Here is a 19,477-nt window from a genome sequence, read left to right on the forward strand (position 1 = left end):
CGGTTCGAGGTAACTTCCATGCGTTGGTTTTTATCCTTTTTATTACTGTCTCTGGCTGGCCCGTTCTTCGCGCAAGAGGGCAAACGATATGCAATCATCGTGGGCATTAATGAATATCAGCATTCCAAGTTAGGGAAGCTCAATTGTGCTATCAACGATGCTACCGATCTCGGGAAAATTCTCAGCAACGATGGCTATCTCCTGACGCTGCTCACTAATAACACTGCAATTAAGCCGACCAAAGCGGAAATCGATAGAGCCATCGAGAGCGTCTTGCAGAAGGCCAAGCCCCAGGACACGGTATTAATTGCCCTCTCCGGGCATGGTTTGCAATTCGATAAAGAAGCCTACTTCTGCCCGATGGACGCTAAACCATTTCCCGATGAGAGTAGAACTCTCGTCTCTCTGAATGGCATTTATAATCAATTCGACAAGTCCTTCGCGGGCGTCAAGGTCTTATTCGTGGATGCTTGCAGGGATGACCCAGATCCGGCCCGGAGCGTAAGTAAAGGAATCGACGCGGATAGTGCTCCGGAACCTCCCAAGGGTGTAATGGCCATGTTTAGTTGCTCGGCCCGGCAACGTTCCTACGAAGATCTGGAACGCAAGCATGGAGTTTTCTTCCACTATGTGATTGAAGGACTGACCGGCAAAGCGGTTAATGCCGATGGCGAAGTGACCTTCACTCTCCTTAACGATTATGTGGCAAAGCGGGTCAATCCCCGAGTCTTGGAGTTATACAAAGGGGCCCAACAGATCCCGAACATGGTGGCTCGAACGGTGGGAGCCTCACCGGTTTTAGTGAACGAGGAGAACAATAAGATTGCCCGGGAACTGCTCGAGCGATCCTCCTATCCGGGAGGGGGTAAAAAATATATCGAGGATCATAAAGATCGCATTTCTGCCTGGAAAAAGGCAGCGGAAAAAGGTAACCCAGCAGCGATGACGATGGTCGGCACTTTACACAACAATGGCATAGAAGCGACCAAAAGCAACGCTCAAGCCCTGGTCTGGTATCGCAAAGCAGCCGAACGGGGGGAAAGTAATGCAATATATTTGGTCGGAGTAGCTTATTTACATGGATACGGCGTAGCCAAAGATGAAGTCGAAGCGGTGAAATGGTTCAAAAAAGCGGCGGATGCTAAGCTTCCAACCGCGATGTGGCAGCTAGGTGAATGCTGTGCCAATGGTCGAGGTGGATTAAGCAAAGACGATGCAGAAGCCCTCAAATGGTACAAAAAAGCTGCCGAAGCGGGGAACACTCCAAGTATGATCAGGCTAGGAAATATGTGCCGTGATGGAAGTGGAGGTCTGACCAAGAACGAGACCGAAGCCGTCAACTGGTACAAAAAAGCCGCTGAAGCTGGAAATTCTGCTGCTATGAGCGATCTGGGTTTCATGTATGCCAACAGCCGGGGCGGACTTACAAAAAACGATGTCGAAGCGTTTAAATGGTACAAACAAGCCGCCGAAAGGGGTAGCTCTTCGGGGATGAACCATTTGGGTTTCATGTATCGCGACGGTCGAGGTGGAATGGCAAAGGATGAAGTGGAAGCCGTGAAATGGTTTAAGAAGGCGGCCGAGGCAGGGAACGCCCAAGGTATGCATAATCTTGGTAACATGTTTGCCAATGGCCGGGGAGGGTTATCCAAAGACGACGTCGAAGCTGTCAAATGGTACAAAAAAGCGGCCGAGGCCGGAGAGCCTTTGGCCATGTCCCATCTAGGTTTACTTTTTGAAAAGGGGAATGCCGGATTGACGAAGGACGATGTTGAAGCTGCCAAATGGTACAAAAAAGCGGCCGAACTAGGAAATGCTGTCGCGATGGAAAGCATTGGTTTCCGGTACGAAATGGGGCGTGGCGGATTGACCAAGGATGATGTCGAAGCTGCCAAATGGTACAAAAAAGCGGCCGAACTAGGAAATGCTGTCGCGATGTCCAATCTGGGTAACATGTACCGCGATGGACGAGGAAGCTTGCCGAAGGATGACTTAGAGATGATCAAATGGTATCGGAAGTCCGCTGAGGCGGCGGATGACGGCGGCATGGCCAACCTGGGCTGGGCCTATCAAAATGGCCGAGGAGTTACTCGAGATCAAACAGAAGCAATCAAGTGGTATCGAAAAGCGGCCGCTAAGGGGAATGAATTTGCCAAAGACAAACTCAAAGCTCTTGGGAAAAACTCCTAATTGGCTCTGACAGGAGGAGCGAAAAGATGAGGAATGCTCGAAGAATATGACTCTTTCTTCCATTTTGCAGAGCCTCGAAGAAGTGAATTGCAATTCCCAGTCAAGTTTCGTCCTTTGTCCCAATTGTTAGGCAGCAAATTGGGAAGCGGTCCGATCGACGTAATGAAAGGGCTCAGGAGGACGACTGGAAATACTCCCAAGGCCAGATTTTGTGAGACAACCGGGTCTGGTGTAGCTGGATAGAGTCACGAGGGTTCTTCGACTTAATCCGAGCCAAAATCCTTTTGAGTATTACAGAGGTTTAGAGGGAATCGTTTTTCCAGTCGTTGACCACTACTCCTGCATTAATCGCGAGTGACTGCCAATTTTCCCGCCTGGAAACTCTGCCAAACCGGTTAACACATCGGAGAGATTTTGGAGTTCGAAAAGTGATGCACCCGCACACCACAATTGACACGACCCAAAGTGCCCTACCTCGCTTCGATTCACACAAATCGCCGTAAACTATTGCAAGTAAAAGATTTGTACCCTGCTCTTCAAAACGACTCTCGCCAACTTTAGAGTAGTTCTCCAAGAAATGTGACGTTCGGAGCGCTTATCACTTTTCAAAGGAATATCCAATTCTTAACTACTCAACACATCAAAGAGAATTCCTCCGCTTGCCCAAAATCTGCATCTTCCCCGAAATATACACACTATTTCGCGTATTCGCGATTCTCTACTCCGCGCTCCATTGCGCAGAGAATCTTTCGGGGCTCCGTGTGTAAAGGCCTTGATTTTTTCGAAGTGCTGCTTTTCGATAGCGCGCTTGCTGACTCTAAATTATTCTACCGAGGAGTTAATACTCGTTGATCGAGGGCGAACAGTGGAAGGAGACAAGTCATAAGTTGTCATATGATTTAACTTTGTGAAATCTGAAAATGCATAATCCGGATTCAACTACATTGTTTGAGCACAATTGATCCTTAGCTCTGCAATTTTTTTAGAGTTATTTGCATAAGTGCGCTAAAGGGTGCAATCTGAATCAAGTGAGTATCGCTGATTCTGCTTCGTATCACTTCAATTAATAATTGAGACTGAATCCGTCGGTGGGCCAATGTGAGTCAGCCTATGTCCACCGAATCGGCAACTGAAGGCGAATCTCGAAGTACTCCGTTCCATGACCGAATGGACGGCCAATCCAAGCTTCGAAACAAGGATGATCGTCCAGTACGAATCCGCTTCGAGGCAGCCAAGAACCATAGAGCCATTGCAGCGCCCGAATTTCCAAATCGATTCCGCCACGTATCTCAACCTCTGCGACGATCATCGGCGGGAACTTAAATTGTCCCACCTCCCCTCTTGCGGTGAATCCTTCGGCTTCAACTGCAATATGGTAACGACAATCCTCCAAGGGAGTGATCTCGGGATTTTCCCATTGATAACCCAACCATTGTCCGTTGCTGTAACCTCGGAGTTCGGCCCAGTTAATCAGTCGATCCGCAGCTTTGACCACCGCATTGCTCTGATAAGGCCTGGAAACCCGAATGTAAGCGACGGTTCGAGCCGAAAGGTCTCGGATTCGCACCTTGAATTTCTCCGGATTCAAACGAGAGGGAAGTCGCTTCAGCTGACCGTTCGGCGAATCTTGTTCCACAATCCGATTCAGCTCGTTGCCGCGTGCCGTTCGCCAGCCGCCGATGTCAAAAGCACTGGGTGCCACACCAAAGCGTTGTTTGAAACTTCTGGTGAAGTCTGAAGACGAAGAAAAACCACACCTCAGGGCAATCGAAGTCAATGACATTACGGGTTTGCGATTCATCAGGCCAAGCGCTTTGTCTAGACGAAGTCGCTTCACAAAATCGGCGGGCGTTTCACCGACCAGGGCCTGGAAAACTCGGTGGAAATGAAAAGGTGAGATTCGGGCGACGCGTGCGAGATCGTTTAGTCGCACGGGCTCCTCGAGATGGGTAACAATATGGTCGATGGCCCGATTGATCCTCTCCATGTAAGTCGCAGTCGTATTAATTCGGCTTTTCTCGGAAATTCGCAAGATTTGGAAAGCCCTCCCCTTTACTGCCGTTATGATGTTCGCTTATGGGCCTGCATTAAATGCGGCCGAGTCAAACCTGGAGCCATAAATGAATAAAACCATTGTAGGCCTGATGCTTTGTTTTTTCGTCGGTTGCGCCTCCAGGAGCGATCCGAAATCTGGCTCAGGCGATCCTAAGGGAAAAACCAGCATGCGTCTCGGAAACTTTTCAGTCAGCCTCGCTGTCAAAGATCTCAAAGCCTCTCGTGAGTTCTATGAAAAATTAGGGTTTAAAGTGGTGGGCGGGAATGGCCGCCATTTTTCCATTCTTCAAAACGAAAGTGCTACGATTGGCTTATTTCAGGGTATGTTCGACAAAAACATCCTGACCTTCAATCCAGGTTGGGATCGCGCTTGTACCACGCTATCCGAGTTCGACGATGTTCGGGATATTCAACGGGTATTCTTGAATAGCGGCCTGGCTTTAACCACAAAGGCCGACGAGTCGACTTCAGGTCCGGCAAGTTTCACGCTGGTCGATCCGGACGGCAACCAGATCCTCATCGACCAACACGCACCGAGCCCGAGCAAATAGTGCTCGATTTCAGTCTGATCGGATCAAGCTTGGCAAATCGTTCCCTATTTCAAAGAACTCGGGTGATTTGCGGCATTTTCTGGCTGATACCGATCGAGAGGAACTTGGAATGATTGGTTTGGAATCTGCATCGATTCCGCTTATTATCAACCAGTCTCATTACTGAATCTGAAGCGAGACCTGGAAAGAAAGCGAGTCGAGATGCTGCAGTTCCTTTACCGAATTCAACCAATTCGGCTCGGAATGCTAACGGAAGGCCCGACAGAATTGGAATCCAAGATCGTGAATGAGCACTTCGAGTATCTTGAAGGGCTTGTCAATGAGGAGGTAGTCCTCATGGCCGGTCGCACACTCCATGCCGACGAAAGTGCTTTTGGCATCGTCATCTTCGTTGCAGAATCAGACATCCAAGCGAAAGAAATTGTACATAATGACCCTGCAGTCCTGCGGGGCGTCATGCGAGCCGAGCTCTTTCCCTATCGAATTGCACTTTGGTCAAAGAAGGGTCCGAGCGATCCGGTAAATTGAACGACTTTACCTCTTGCTTGCAGACGGCAGCAAGCAAGAGTCGTGCTGGCGCGACTGGTTTGATAAAAAGTTACTCGGTAACTAGGCGGACGGCAGCGATTCCTTCCAGCACAGTCCTATCTCCCAAAACCATTTGCCACATCTCCTGACTCTCGAATTCGACTTTCCTGTCCCTCGGAACATGACAATGTTAGAAAATAGACTTAGAAAATTGGATTTTTCAGTTTTCCTGACCAAGATCATTTCAAGGAGTTTTTAATGAGCAAGCTATGTCTGTCCTTCCTCGGCCTCGCCATGTTCCTATTCGCCAGTCCCGTCAAGGCGGCCGACGACAAACAAGCCTCCAGCTATGAAGAGTGTGCGAAGGCATGCAACGACTGTCAACGAGTGTGTGACAAGTGCGTGACCCACTGCGTCACCGCTGTGGCCGAGGGGAAGAAAGAACACCTAACGACGCTCAAAGAATGCCTGGACTGTGCAACCTGCTGCACCGCCTGCGCCCAAATTTGTGCCAGAGGCGGCCCGTTTTGTGCCATCATGTGCGACGGCTGTGCGAAGATCTGCGACCAGTGTGCGACGGCATGTGAAAAGTTTCCCGACGACAAGCATATGAAGGTCTGTGCGGAAGAGTGCCGGAAATGCCAGAAAGCTTGCGAAGTAATGGCGAAGCAACTCCCGAGTAAGTAAATCTTCTCCCGGTTACATCGCTATAAAAGCCGAGATTAACCCGAAAAGGGAGTGTGTCCCGTTACAACGGGTTGTGCATTCTCGGAAGTGATTGAGTATCTGTGTGCGTTGACGAGGAACTCAACGCAGCAGGATTGATTCGATCGAAAAGTTATCCGACTGAAAAAAAATCCGGCATCATCAGTATCACGCACCTCCGTTTGGCTACAGGATGATGAGAGCTGACAATTCAGAATACCAACCCCATGGGAGGACCACTTCTGCGCGAAATCAATCTCTTTCATAGACACAAATTGCGGAACCCGACCTCTTAGATTCTGCTTCCGAGTTCCGTTACAAGTCTTCAAGCTTTTTGATGAGACGATTAAAACTGAATCCTCGACCAGAGTATTTGTCATGTTTTCACGGGTTGCAGCTTGGACAGCAGCTTCATTAGGTCTCCGGGGTCTACGGGCTTGACCAGGTGGTGGTTGAACCCGGCCTCGTGGGTTCGCCTCCGATCCTCTTCCTGCCCCCATCCGGTTTGGGCAATCATAACCACACCGTTACTACCCGGTAAGTCTCGGATGCGGCGGCAGGCTTCATAACCGTTCAGCTTCGGCAGCCCGATGTCCAGTACGATCACATCCGGCCTGAACTGGGCCGCCGTCACTACCGCCTGCTCGCCATCGTAGGCAGTGCAAATATCGCCTCCAAAAAGCTTCAACATTTCAGCCAAGCTGTCCGCACTGTCTCGGTTATCGTCTACGACCAGTATGCGAAGTGAGGTTTTGGGCTCCAGGTTGGGGCCGCCCGGTTCCGGCACTGGACGCAATTCCTTGACAACGGGCAAGGTCATAACGAACTCCGACCCTTTATCCAATCCATCACTTCTCACTTCAATTTGCCCACCATGCATCTCTACCAGTCGCTTAACCAAGGCCAGGCCGATTCCCAGACCACCCTGGGACCGTTCCAGAGCGGTTTTCACCTGAGAGAACATTTCAAAAAGCTGCGGCTTCTGGTCATGGGCGATCCCAATGCCGCTGTCTCGCACTGACACCGCGACTTGGCCTCCGTGACGCTCAGCTGCGAATATGATCTGACCGTTCCTCTCGCTATATTTAGCGGCATTATTGAGCAGGTTTGAGAATACCTGTGCCAGTCGAATTTGATCAGCTTCTACTAAGACCCGCTCTGAGGGCAGCACGACTTCCAGAGAGTGGCTCATTTGCTCAATTAGCGGGCGGCTAGTTTCTAAGGCACTATTCATTATGGTTGTCAGGTCGATCCGCTCCTTGCGGAGTTCGAGTTTACCCTGATTGATTCGGCTCACATCCATGAGATCATCAACCAATCTGACCATTTGGCTTAACTGCCTCTCCATCATCGAAAGAGTCTTCTTTCCAGTGATGCTTTCGTGCCCAGATAAACGCAGCAGTTGGAGGCCGTTACGAATTGGAGCCAAAGGGTTGCGAAGTTCGTGCGCCAGGGTCGCCAGGAATTCGTCCTTTCGACGATCGGCTTCCTTGAGCCTCGCATAAAGTTGGGAATTCTCGATGGCGATCGATGCTCGAGAAGCCAGATCTTTAGCGACGGTAAAATCATTATCTCCGTAGTGTCTGTCGAGTTTTGTTAATAAGAAAGTCAAAACTCCCACCGTCTCACCCTGTACTTTTAAAGGCACACCGATGTAAGACTTTGGGCTCAATTCCCGTAAGAGACGGAGATCATCCTGGTCCTGTGCCGCTTGTTGAAGCATCTCGTCCGTGATGATGCTCTGTATTTCGGCACAACCAGTTCGCAGAATGTTTGCAGGTCCATTGATGGAAATTCGAGCGACTCGGCGATGAATAGTCCGTACCAAATCTGCCTTTGAGGAATCCGTGTGGGCGACAATCAGTTGTCCATCGGATTTTGGCTTGTCAGCTATATCAACCACAACACAATCAGCAAATCCTGGTACAGCCAGTTGTGCAACTCGCTGCAGGGTATCCTCATAATCAACCAGTCCCGCGAGTGTCACACTAGCGTCGGCCAAAAAGCGAGCAGACCACTCCGCAATCTTGCGGTCCGTGATGTCATGGAAGGCAACTACCGCTGCCACAACTTTCTCTCCTACTCGAATTGGGCTAGCATTTACACGGACTATTACACGAGATCGATCGAACATTACATTTTCGATTTCCTCTCCCACAACCGTTTCTCCGCGCAAAGCTCGGTCGAGCGGCCATCGTCCGGTTGCGTAGCGACTTCCATCCGTAGCAAAAGCTTCTCGAATGTAGGTATTCCCGTAATCCTCAAGGCGTGTGCCTGGATGGTATTCATGTTTTACGATACGGTGGGCTTCCTCATTTGTAAGCCGAATTTCTCCCGTTTCGGCGTCGGCAACAACGATAGCTGCAGGGACTTGTGAAAGCACAGCTTTAATAAAGGCGTTTTGGGTTTCCAGTTCCTTCAATAGTTCGATTTTAGTTTCTTCCGCCCGGATTCGATCGGTTATATCGAAGAAAACTGTTGCGAATTGTACGGGTCCGGTTTTGTAGGCGCTGACTTCGAACCATCGTCCCAGGGGTCCGAATTTTGATTGAAAGTGCGCAGCAACGCCTGATGAAACGACCTCACCATAGCGTTCAAACCACAAGGGTTCCGAATCGGGAAATAGTTCTCTTACGGTTTTTCCAATTATTTCAGATCGCTTTAGACCAGTATGCCGTTCGAACGCTGGGTTCACTTCCAAATACCGAAGATCACAGGCTCGCCCAGTTTCGTCGACGATAATTTCATCGATTGCAAATCCTTCGCTCATTGTTTCAAACAACAAGCGGAACCGCTCTTCACTCTTCATTAGCGAATTAGTGGCTTCCAGCCGCATTCGCGCCATTTGCAGGTGGGCGGTTACCCGGGCCAAAAGTTCCCTGGCCCCGAACGGCTTGACTAGATAATCATCGGCGCCGGCCTGCATGCCCTCGACCCGGCTTTCCTCTCCCGCTCGGGCAGAAAGCATGATTATGGGGATATTGCAAGTTCGGGAATCGGCCCTCAGTTTCTGAATGAGCCCAAATCCATCCAGTCGGGGCATCATCACGTCAGTCAGGATCAGGTCGGGCCTCCGCTCTCTTACTACTGAGAGGGCTGCCTCGCCGTCTGCTACGGCCTCAACCCGAAACGTTCCGTTCAATAATCGGAGTATATATTGCCGCATGTCCGCGTTATCGTCGGCGACGAGCACGCGGGGCCGGACGTCGTCGGAGGCAAAAGCTGCATGAAAATTTGAAAGCGATGCCGTGTCAAAAAAGGAATCAGTGGTTGTTTTGTATTGCTCGTCCGGAAGCCAACGCAACGCCTCTTCGACATAAGGTGAGGCTTGAGAAATCCCCCGAGTTCTGTTCTCGAACTCGATGATTCGGTCGGAGGACAGGTGAGACGACCCGAACGGCAAGGAAACAGTGAACGTGGTACCCTTTCCCAATTCGCTCTCGGCACTCACATTTCCACCGTGCAATTTGACCAATTCCTGCACTAACGCCAGTCCGATGCCGCTCCCTTCGTGCGTCCGTCCCCGAGCGTTCTCAACTCGATGGAATCGCTCGAAAAGCCGGGGAATCTCTTCGGCGGGAATGCCAATGCCGGTGTCTCGGATCTTTAACTCGGCATGATCCCCCACTCGATGAATATGGATACTAATCGCGCCGTTGAAGGTATATTTAAAGGCATTGGACAGCAGGTTGAGGACGACTTTCTCCCACATCTCCGGGTCCACAAATACCGGCTCGCCCAACGGTGGACAATCGACCTCCAGACGGAGCCCGGCAAACTCGCACGCCGACCGAAACGCGCTGGCTAAGTCGGTGGTTAGCTCGGCCAAGTCTGTTGGTTGGTACGCGGCCCGGACACGTCCGGCTTCGATTCGGGAGAAGTCCAATAGGGAGTTCACCAATCGAAGCAGCCTCTGACCATTGCGGTTGACGACTTCGAGTTCGTTCCGCACGGTCTCCGGTTTCAAGTCGTCGTTCCCGCGAGCGAGTAACCCTTCGATCGGGCCGAGCAAGAGAGTCAACGGAGTGCGATACTCGTGGCTCACATTCGAAAAGAATGCGGTCTTGGCCCGATCCAGCTCAGCGAGCGCCTCGGCCCTCCGCTTCTCCTCCTCATAAGCTCGAGCGCTGGCCACAGCGGCTGCGATGTGACCGGCAAGCAAATGGATGAACCCGCGATATTCTTCATTGAAGGGGAGCCGGGGGCTAATCCCAGCCACCAGGAACCCGGTTGGGGGCTGACCCGGTTTGACGAGCGGCACGACGATCGCGCGATGCGAAGGTTCCGGCCAAGCTCCCCCAGGGAGTGGACCGAACGATCGAGGCAGATCAACAATCTCCAGGGCTTGGCCTGTTTCGAACGCTCGACGGAGCGGCCAGCTGGGATCCCAGCCACCCAGATCGATGGTGACGGGACATGCAGAAGCCCCCCGATTCAACCCAGTATTACCGTAAAGGACCGCCTGTTGCCTGTTCTCGTCCACGAGGTAGATGAGTGCGAATGGTAGGTCGTGCGGGTTACCGTCGAGAATGCGGGCGGCTGTAATGCAAGCGTCCACTTCCGATCCGTCCCGGCCCGCCTTCCAGGCCGCTAGCTCTCGAAGGGTGCGCAAGCGGCGTTCACCGACCACCCGCGTGGTGGTTTCGAGTACAGCGTTGAATACTCCTTCGACGGCTCCGCTTTCGCCCCGTATCGGACTGAACGTGTAATCAAAGTAGCATTCCTCGGTGAAGCCATGGCGATGCATCGGCAGAAGTTGGTCCCGGCTACGGGTCGCTTCGCCTGTCGCCAGAACCCGCTCGAAAAGCGGTTCGATAATGTGCCAGATTTCCGGCCACGCTTCCCGGGCAGGTCGACCCAGAGTCCAAGGATGTTTTTTACCAGGAATCGGACTCCAATCGTCGTTGTAAAGAAGTGTAAGATCGCTTCCCCAATAGATGGCAATGGGGAAGCTAGAGTTGAGGCATATACTCAGGGCCGAGCGCAAGCTTTGCGGCCAACCTATGACAGGTCCCAGAGCGGTCTGCGACCAGTCATAGGACCGGGTTCGTTCCCCCATCTCCCCTCCTCCGGCGAGAAAGGTGTGGGAGTCATTGCGGTCTGAATCACTCTGCGGATTCAACACGTGGCCGTCCTCCTCAATCTGGCTTTCCCTACTTGGGTTGTCAGTGCAAGAGTTCCGGTCGCTCTAACGGGAGAGCAGTGCTTTGGAGCCTACCCCCGTTGCAAAATCAACTAGATCAATTAGGAAATTATCTTAAGGTTGTTCAATAGATCTGGCAATAAACTAATTACTTCATACTCAGTCGCAGGTACTCATGCTTTTCTCAGAATGAGTTGTCTGTCTTCGATCAGTTTGTCCTGATTTACTCGGCAAAAAAGCTGACTAGCCGATCGAGACGTTCGCACAAATCCTGACTGACATTGCACTCATTGCATTTGAGAGGAGCGAAAATTCATTTTCATACTTCTTTTCAGTACGATGAGGAATACTCCGACTTCTTTCAATTATTTTTCGAGTCTTCTTTTATCCAATTGACATCGGAAGCTACTCCTCGAATCGAACTCTCAAAAGACCATAATTGCAGGTCAAGACCCGGACAACGATCCGTTATTTCTTGTCTTTTGCCATCCCAGACAATTTGGGGGATGACAGGCGTTATTTCACTGGAGGGTTTTCCAGTAGAAACACTCTGATCACGCAACCGGGCATATTTTTCCGCGAGGAGTTGGAAACTGCTTTTAAAACATTCCTTGGATAGCTTTCCCGCATATCGGCCTCTCCTTTCGACATTCTTCTTTCCGACGTAAATAGCCTGGGAGATGCGAATGACTCGAACTGTCGTTCCGAGGACGCGACGTAAACCGTATTACTTCCAAAAGCACGGATGGTTAAAACAAACGCTGGGCTTTACCTGACAGGCTTTTTCCCACACAGACCTAAATCAATTATCCTCGCTCCGACTCATTCGAGTAGCTACCATGTCAATCGCTCAATAACGGAATGTGCGAGAGGCAATCGAGCAAGCCGTTTCAGCGATTCAGTCCTCAAGGAGGAGGACACCGCTTTTGCGACGGCATTCGAATGCTCTGCTCGAGTGCTAAGTGCCGTTCAACAGAGCGAGATTATTATCATCGACTGGTACGCGGGAAACTGTATCGAAGTTCTTCGAAAGGCATTGGACACTAAAGAGCGGGCTGCCTTGGATGAGAACGAGCTTTATTTTTTGAAGGCGAAGCGCTTAAGCTTTGAGCAGAAGGTGACATTCTCCAAAGCGGTTTACGAGCCGAGCGGGTATTTCGACACTATCGAAATGAGGGAGAGAGGAAGAGAGAAACTCCAATAGTCTTTGCTTTCAGTAGATCTGATACTGCTACGGGAAGCAGGCCGCTGTCTGAACGGGTGATGTAAATCCACTTATTCAGGAAATTCCTGATGCGCAACTCTCCCAACAGTGTTCTTAATTTGTGGAACGCCCACGTTCTTTTGGGTGGGTGCTCCATGTCAAATGTCGGACTTGAATATCAGATGCTAGTCGCAGAATATCTGGCTATACCGCTACAACATCGCGGATTGGCGAACGGAAGAAAGTTACTAAATCGGATGGCGACCGCTTGGGACAAAATGACCGAGTTCGATCAGCAAGAATTTTGGGATTCGCAAGAACTGCAGCTTGGATCGCAGGAAACAGTGGAGTGCTAAACGCGTGAAAGTTCGACGTCGAGGTTCGAATTCAGATGACGCGGACCGGCGGCGGCTAGGCATGCTCGCTAAGCTTTCTGAGAGGCGAGTTGAGCAATTTGAAATCACCGGCATTAACTAAAAAGAGCCGTGCTACCTTTCGATAGCCGGCCCTTTTGCCCTTCATTTGACTCGACTTTGGCAAAATTGAGTTTAATTGACAGCTCAAAAGATCCGCAATATTTTTCAGATCGAAAATTGACATATTTTGATCATTTCTGGGTCAAACCCGGTGAAAACGCTTACATTCTCAGCGCCAACAACCACGTTTCGGGACGCCAAGCAGCTAGTAACAAGCAACAAGCCAATGGAACAGTGCAGCGGAGTATAAGAACGGCTTTAGAGCGCTCCGCCTTCGCCGCCCTCTCCCGAGCTTAAGTGGATTATGGGAGGAAATAGGCTTGATTATCCGCGTTGGTGCGGTCGGTGTGTAGATCGGGATAACAGCAGAAGTGTGTCGAAACCGCTCGATACGAAATCTTTCAAGCTAACCAAGAACTTCTGCGTTTCCAAAATCAAAGCTTATCAGCCCAACTTGATTACCAAGAGAACTCATCGCTGCGAATATTGGTAAGGACTTCCCTTCGAATCAAGCATTCTTGGCCCTTGGCCGCTCGACTCAATCGCTTTCGCACTTTGGTACTTGCTCGGTTCAACTGTCCACTTCAGGCTCTTTTTCAATTTGGCCCGTTACAATTCCTTGATAATGATAGCCAACAAGATTTGCAGTTCCTGTGGGAAAAGGCTGCCAGCCGCAGACTTCAATAGCTCGACAAAGTCAGCCGACGGGCTGGCGCGATCTTGCCGGGCGTGCATCAATGCCCTTCGGCGCGAGCGCTACCGAACAGGAGTCAAACACTCACGAAGTCAAGCTCGGTCAACGGTCCTATGGAACCGGCCAGCAGTCATGTGACCCCGCTGCATGTCGCGTCTGCATCCGATTGGAAATCTCATGGACAGGAGCAAATGGCAGTGCAGGTGCAGGCGGCAATGATTCTTGCCGAACATGGTGGCGATTTGAATGCGGTAGCATGTTATCGAGGAATCGTCGACGCGACACCACTATTTTGTGCCTGCTGGACTTCTGAAAACCTCGCGCTTGTCCGCTGGCTACTGGGGCACGGAGCCGCAGCCACTAATCAATGCCTCCCGGCTGCGCTGGGACATCTTCAACGTCACAGGCGAGCGGCATACGACATTGCCGAGAGCCTGCTCGCCTATGGACTGGCCATCGATTACATATCTGGCACTGGACGAACACTTCTGCAAGCGTTTGCTCATCAAGGGGTCCATCGGACCGTCGCGTGGTTGATCGCGCACGGCGCAGATGTCAACGCACAGAGTTCCAGCGGCCGAACAGCGGTCCATTATGCGGCCGAACGGAACACGGGGCCGAAGACGTTGAAACTGCTCGTTGATGCGGGAGCCGATCTGGTGGCCCGCGACTCAGCTGGTCGCACGCCCCTGGAGATTGCCAAACTCAACGAAAAACCGCGCCTCGTCGAGTGGATTGCGAGTCGGGTTCGCGTGAAGCGGCGGTGATTTGCGCACCGAGAGTGATCCTCCCCCCATATTATTTCAAGGCGGGAAGTTCGGAGCACGTTGAATCAGGGATAGCCCTAATTTCTGTTCCTGTCAGACGACCGATCGTGCGGCGAACGTCGCAGGTCGATTCCAAAGTACAACATCTATCGTTCATTTTTAATTATTGATAACTGAAGACGACACTTCAAGTTTCCAACTTGGTTGGAGAATCCCTTCTACTCAAAATCAAACTCTTTCAACGATACCACGCACAAAACTCATCTCTTGAAAAGAGTCAAATCCATTTTCAAAAAAAGTTCACTTACGGGGAGAAGCAAATTTAAAGATATAACAGGTAAACTAATCAAATGTAATCAATGTCTTCGAATCAAGTGTAATCAATGTCTTCGAAACGCGGAACCCATTAATGTAGTTCCGCCGAGTCGGTTGATAGATGACACGGCTAGCGGAACGCGCAAGCGATGGTTGACCGCTCCAGGAACCCCCGCGCAGTACGCGATTGACAGCACTACTGATTTCTAGTACCTTATCTTCTTGATCTTCGACAACTTCTTGAACCGTTGAATAATTCGCATAACGTTCCATGCACCAACTAAATAGATTCCCATGCCCGTCAAAGAGGCCGAAATCGTTCGGCTTCTTCTCTCCATAAGGCCAACTCTGCTCGTTCGAATTCTTCTGATACCAACCGTAATTGTCTAATAACGCCACCGCCTCACCAAAACTGTAACGGCTCTGCGTACCTGCTCGGGTTGCGCATTCGGCTTCCGCTTCACTCGGCAGACGATAACCCGTCAACGATAAATATTTAGGCTTCAACTTCGTTACCAACCCGGCCGCGTTCGTCTCGTAACACCATTGATCTTGCGGTATTCCTTCCCGCTTCGATAACCAATTGCAGTAGGCCGCAGCCTCGTACCAAGCCACCCCATGTATAGGACAATCCGGGGTTGGCGAAACCTTGACGAGGTAAGCGGGCGGAGTATGGCCTGCATTGAACCGATGAAACTCTTCCAACGTGACATGCCGAGACATGATCGCGAAGGTCCGGCTAATACGAACGCGGTGAGCAAACTCCACCGAAAACTTCATCGAATCCGAATCCGTCGAACCCATTGTGAATTCCTGGGGTCCGGGGACGACGACCATCGTCTGGCCCTCGCTTGTTACGTACCAGTTTCTTGCTTGAAGTTCACGCTTTAGCGTGACTTTCTCGCGTCCCTCCTTATCTGCTGTCCATAACTTCGTCTGCTCCGCGATCCAGTCTTTCTGATTCCACCTTCGTAACGTCCACTCCGCCGCCGCGTGCATACCGGCATCGGGATGATCCCGGTAGATCGCTTTCAACTCTTCGATTGAACCTAGTGTAGTGCCTCACACAGAAGGTGTTTTATCCAAGGTAGCTCTAGCCCGGCGGACTTTCTCCAGAATAGCCTCGGCTTTGGCGGTCCACTGGAATCCCTTTCCTGTGTTATTGTGATGATCGATGTAGCCTTCAATCCCCTGGATTAATTGCGGCACAAATCGAAATGTGCCTCGACGCAGTCGTTTGTCTGTTAAGTCGCGAAACCAGCGTTCCACCAGATTCATCCAGGAACTGCTCGTGGGGGTGAAATGCATGTGGAATCGAGGATGCCGGGCGAGCCAACGCTGAACTTTGGGATGCTTGTACGTGGCAGGTTTGTCCACGATCAAATGCAAGTCCAAGGCCGGATCGGTGGCAGCATCGATCCGTTTGAGAAACTTGATCCATTCCTGGTGTCGATGTCGTGGCATGCATTCGCCAATTACTACGCCTTCCGCCACGTTCAAAGCCGCGAAGAGAGTGGTGGTGCCATGACCCATGTAATCGTGAGTCAGAGTGCCGCAACGGCCGGGCACCCGCCAAACGCAGCTTCGCTAATCGGGTCCGCCAGCGCCACTGTGGGTTTCGACGTGCCGCACTGCTGAGCAATGTCCTTGTTCCGTACACCTGCGGCCGCCGCGAGTATGATCTTCGCCCGCAGGACCAGCTGAGCGGGAGTACTTCGTCCCCGAGACCAAGAAGTCAACGTTTGTCGTTCCTCGTCAGAAAGTAAGATTGGCAGCGCGACTTTCATGGGTTTTCTCCTTCTCTATAGAGTAACTACAAAAAGGAGCTAAAAGTAACGCTATTTCTGAGACACTACACTAGTTCGCCCAAACCATACTCTCCCAAAATCAAGACCAATGCCCTTTTCGCCGAAATATCCGCTTCTGTTTTGAATTGAGAATGGATTAGATTGAAATCTACCCCATAAGGCTTCAGTCGATGGATGATCCAACTCCGAACCGTCGGATCGGGCGAGAATTTTAATAAAGACCATACTTCATTCGCTTTTCCTAAACGAATCAGCGAAATGGCCGCTATCGCTTGACGACTCGCCAGGCGATCCCGTTCGGCTTCCGGTGTCTTATCATCTGTTTTCTTGGCCAACTCGGCCTGCAAGGCATCGATCGCTTTCGAAGTGTGCTTGGCCAAGACGGGATAAAGGGTTACAAAGGCCGCTTCGTCTGCATCGAGAATTAGATCGGCCACGAATGTCGGATCGTCTTTGGCGTATTCCGATAGAAAGTTGACGGCTTGTGTGCGCTGACTTTCCCGCCGTTTGCTATCCCGGTATATAGCGGCCAATGCGGGTTGAAGATCTTTGGCAACGGGGCGGAACGCCTCCAACCAGGGCGCGAAGTGAAAAGAGTTTTCTGCAACGAGCATCTCCGCAATCTTATGTGCCTCCACCTTTCCGTTGGCTGCCTCCAAGGCGGCGACCCGCAAATTGTTCGGTATCTTCGGCACAGTGTCCACGTATGGTTTCAACGCTTCCACAAAAACGGAAACTTCGGCGGGAGCCGCTTCGGGCAATCGATCCGCGATATACCTTTTCATCGATTCATCCCGAGATAACAATGCGAGCGAAGCATTTAATTTTCGCCTGGGATCCTCGCCGTCTGCCGCTTGTTTCAAGATTGAATCGGCCCACAAGGGTTTGAGATCGAGTAATAATTTCGGTAGCTCCGAAGTGGGCGATTCCAGCAAACGTTCCGCATAGGCTCGCGCCTGGGTACGAGTATAACCGATTATGCTGAGGATAATCCCACTAAACAAGGCTAGCGAGATCATACTCGCGGCGATAACGGAGGTTTTGTTTCGATTCAAAAATTTCTTGAGCCGATAGGTGGTGCTAGGAGGACAGGCCATTACCGCTTGCCCTCCTAGATAACGCTGAATATCCATACCGAAACTATTGGCCGTTTCGTAGCGCCGATTGCGGTCTTTTTCGAGTGACTTCATTGCAATCCAATCGAGATCGCCTCGCATTAACCTCGTCAATTTTGCAGGATCGGTCTTTCGCTGAGCGGAGATACTCGGCAAGGCGACATCCGTTGAAAGCCTTGTACTGGGTTTCGGCGGTTCCTGTTCGCGGACTATACGCAGCATCTCCAATATCGCCTGTTCTTTAAAGTTCTTGCGGTTTAACGGCGTGCTACCAGTCAGAAGTTCGTAAAGGAGTACTCCTAACGAGTAGATGTCGCTGCGAGTGTCAATATCTTGGTTGTTTAATTCCGCTTGCTCAGGAGACATGTATTCAACCGTGCCAATGACGGCACCGAACTCGGTATACATCGTTTTGTCGGTTAGTCGCTGTCCCGTTGCCTTAGCCACTCCAAAGTCGATCACCTTAACCACTGGATGGCCGTCGTAGGGAGCCACGAGGACGTTCGATGGTTTGATGTCTCGGTGTATGATCCCTTTTTGATGCGCGTGCTGAATGGCCTGGCAGACCGCGACAAAAAGTTCCAGGCGTTGTCTGGGTTGCAACCGATGTTCGTCGCAATATTTTGTGATGGAAGTGCCCTTAACCAATTCCATCACAAAATAGGGTCGTTGACCGACGATTCCGGCATCGTAGATACGAGCGATATTAGGATGATCCATCAGGGCCAATGCCTGCCGCTCGGCTTCGAAGCGCGCCACGACTTTTGCAGAATCCATCCCCGCCTTGACGAGTTTTATGGCGATCATTCGGCGGACCGGTTCCTGCTGCTCTGCCATCCAAACCGTACCCATGCCCCCTTCGCCTATTTTTTGAAGCAGCTTATAGGGACCAATCAGAGTGCCGGGCTTATCGTCGGGTTCGAATTTCAGAGTGTCGGGATCGATCCATTTGCCAGCGGGCATGTCGACTGTAGCCTCGAAGCGGGCAACAGGCTGTTCCAGGAAGCTCTTTTCTTGCTGGTGCAGACGCAGCAGTTCTGCGATTTGCTTTCGCAATTCGGCATTGTTGCCGCAAGCCCCTTCCAGGTAGGCTTCGCGTTCAGCTTCGGTTTTCTTTTTCAAGGCTGCGGCGAAAATGAGGCTTTCATTCATGGTAGACTTCCTTATTCCTGGAGTCGCCAATTCATTTTTTCACTCTAATCCCAATGCGCCAAATCCGGGGAAAACCCCCGGAAGAATTTAGTAATTATTTCGCTTCGCGCTGCATGTCCCGTTTCAACCACACTTTAGCGTAAGTCCAATCTTCCTCGGCGGTTGATAAAGAGATGCTTAAAATCGCGGCGGCTTCAGCCAAAGTGCAGCCAGCAAAATAACGCAGTTTTACCAGTTGGGATTTTCGAAACGATTTGGCTTCTAGTCTTTCCAGACTCTCATTCAAAGCGAGTATGTCAATCGCTTCGACCGGGGCTTTGATCGAAGGTTCGTGTTGCTCAAGTTCCTTCTGTTGAAGTTGGCCGCCTCGCTTCAGGCGACTTTTGCTACGAGCTTTTTCGACGAGAATCCTCCGCATCGCTTCCGCAGCGGCAGCAAAGAAATGACCGCGTCCTTCAAAGTGCTGGTCGCCGACCAATCTGAGATACGCTTCGTGTACTAAAGCCGTGGCTTCCAAGGTCTGCCCGGGCGTTTCCAACGCCATTCTTGCAGCCGCGAGTTTCCGAAGTTCTTCGTAAACCAGGGGGAGCAACTCCGCTGCCGCCTGATTATTTCCACGATGAGCCGCCACCAGTAACTGAGTCAGATCGGACATGAAGGAATAGTGTATTTCCCTCTCGATAAGCTGCCAATCAGATGCCGGTTTAAGGTGCTCCGGTCACATAGGCCAGTTGGAGATTTTTCGAATTAAAAAAATCTCCTTCCCCCGGCCAC

12 protein-coding genes and 1 pseudogene are annotated in these 19,477 nt (G+C 51.0%); 6 read left to right on the plus strand and 7 right to left on the minus strand.

Features of this window, described 5'->3' with window-relative positions; all coding sequences use genetic code 11:
• Nucleotides 1–18 precede the first annotated feature (18 nt).
• The gene (locus tag KIH39_RS08945) at nucleotides 19–2,190 is read left to right on the plus strand and encodes a caspase family protein (RefSeq protein ID WP_213498990.1); all 2,172 of its coding nucleotides are present in this window, start codon (nucleotides 19–21) and stop codon (nucleotides 2,188–2,190) included.
• Between the two features lie 1,108 nt (nucleotides 2,191–3,298).
• Here the strand turns inward: KIH39_RS08945 and KIH39_RS08950 are convergent.
• A complete protein-coding gene (locus tag KIH39_RS08950; protein ID WP_213498991.1) occupies nucleotides 3,299–4,222 on the minus strand; it encodes an AraC family transcriptional regulator in 924 nt (307 codons plus the stop codon).
• Nucleotides 4,223–4,412: 190 nt separating this feature from the next.
• Here KIH39_RS08950 and KIH39_RS08955 point away from each other — a divergent pair, with 190 nt between their 5' ends.
• The 3 genes from KIH39_RS08955 to KIH39_RS08965 all read left to right on the plus strand — a co-directional run bounded on the left by KIH39_RS08955 (nucleotide 4,413) and on the right by KIH39_RS08965 (nucleotide 6,011).
• Nucleotides 4,413–4,796 (plus strand): VOC family protein, encoded by a 384-nt coding sequence (locus KIH39_RS08955; protein WP_390623702.1) that lies wholly within the window; start codon nucleotides 4,413–4,415, stop codon nucleotides 4,794–4,796.
• 201 nt (nucleotides 4,797–4,997) lie between these two features.
• A complete protein-coding gene (locus KIH39_RS08960) occupies nucleotides 4,998–5,324 on the plus strand; it encodes a YciI family protein (protein ID WP_213498993.1) in 327 nt (108 codons plus the stop codon).
• A gap of 258 nt (nucleotides 5,325–5,582) precedes the next feature.
• Nucleotides 5,583–6,011 (plus strand): four-helix bundle copper-binding protein, encoded by a 429-nt coding sequence (locus tag KIH39_RS08965; protein WP_213498994.1) that lies wholly within the window; start codon nucleotides 5,583–5,585, stop codon nucleotides 6,009–6,011.
• A 394-nt stretch (nucleotides 6,012–6,405) separates the two neighbouring features.
• Here the strand turns inward: KIH39_RS08965 and KIH39_RS08970 are convergent, their stop codons facing one another.
• Nucleotides 6,406–11,088 (minus strand): ATP-binding protein, encoded by a 4,683-nt coding sequence (locus tag KIH39_RS08970; RefSeq protein ID WP_213498995.1) that lies wholly within the window; start codon nucleotides 11,086–11,088, stop codon nucleotides 6,406–6,408.
• Between the two features lie 1,377 nt (nucleotides 11,089–12,465).
• Between KIH39_RS08970 and KIH39_RS08975 the strand changes: the two genes are divergently transcribed.
• Nucleotides 12,466–12,732 (plus strand): hypothetical protein, encoded by a 267-nt coding sequence (locus KIH39_RS08975; protein WP_213498996.1) that lies wholly within the window; start codon nucleotides 12,466–12,468, stop codon nucleotides 12,730–12,732.
• A gap of 1,005 nt (nucleotides 12,733–13,737) precedes the next feature.
• Nucleotides 13,738–14,313 carry an ankyrin repeat domain-containing protein gene (locus tag KIH39_RS08980; protein WP_213498997.1) on the plus strand — a complete coding sequence of 192 codons (576 nt, stop codon included), beginning with the start codon at nucleotides 13,738–13,740 and terminating at the stop codon, nucleotides 14,311–14,313.
• Between the two features lie 342 nt (nucleotides 14,314–14,655).
• Here the strand turns inward: KIH39_RS08980 and KIH39_RS08985 are convergent, their stop codons facing one another.
• From KIH39_RS08985 to KIH39_RS09000, 5 genes and pseudogenes are all read right to left on the minus strand, one after another.
• A complete protein-coding gene (locus tag KIH39_RS08985) occupies nucleotides 14,656–15,663 on the minus strand; it encodes a formylglycine-generating enzyme family protein (RefSeq protein ID WP_213498998.1) in 1,008 nt (335 codons plus the stop codon).
• Nucleotides 15,664–15,690: 27 nt separating this feature from the next.
• Nucleotides 15,691–16,197: pseudogene (locus KIH39_RS08990) on the minus strand (IS630 family transposase); the annotation flags it as partial.
• Nucleotides 16,173–16,415 carry a helix-turn-helix domain-containing protein gene (locus tag KIH39_RS26590; RefSeq protein WP_246539619.1) on the minus strand — a complete coding sequence of 81 codons (243 nt, stop codon included), beginning with the start codon at nucleotides 16,413–16,415 and terminating at the stop codon, nucleotides 16,173–16,175. The gene KIH39_RS26590 and the pseudogene KIH39_RS08990, both read right to left, overlap by 25 nt.
• Nucleotides 16,416–16,480: 65 nt before the next feature.
• Nucleotides 16,481–18,703, minus strand: a complete 2,223-nt coding sequence (locus tag KIH39_RS08995; RefSeq protein WP_213498999.1) for a serine/threonine protein kinase — start codon at nucleotides 18,701–18,703, stop codon at nucleotides 16,481–16,483.
• A gap of 94 nt (nucleotides 18,704–18,797) precedes the next feature.
• Nucleotides 18,798–19,358 (minus strand): ECF-type sigma factor, encoded by a 561-nt coding sequence (locus KIH39_RS09000; protein ID WP_213498884.1) that lies wholly within the window; start codon nucleotides 19,356–19,358, stop codon nucleotides 18,798–18,800.
• Nucleotides 19,359–19,477: the final 119 nt, after the last annotated feature.

Origin of the sequence: Telmatocola sphagniphila, from assembly GCF_018398935.1 — a bacterium.
In the GTDB taxonomy this organism is placed as follows: domain Bacteria; phylum Planctomycetota; class Planctomycetia; order Gemmatales; family Gemmataceae; genus Telmatocola; species Telmatocola sphagniphila.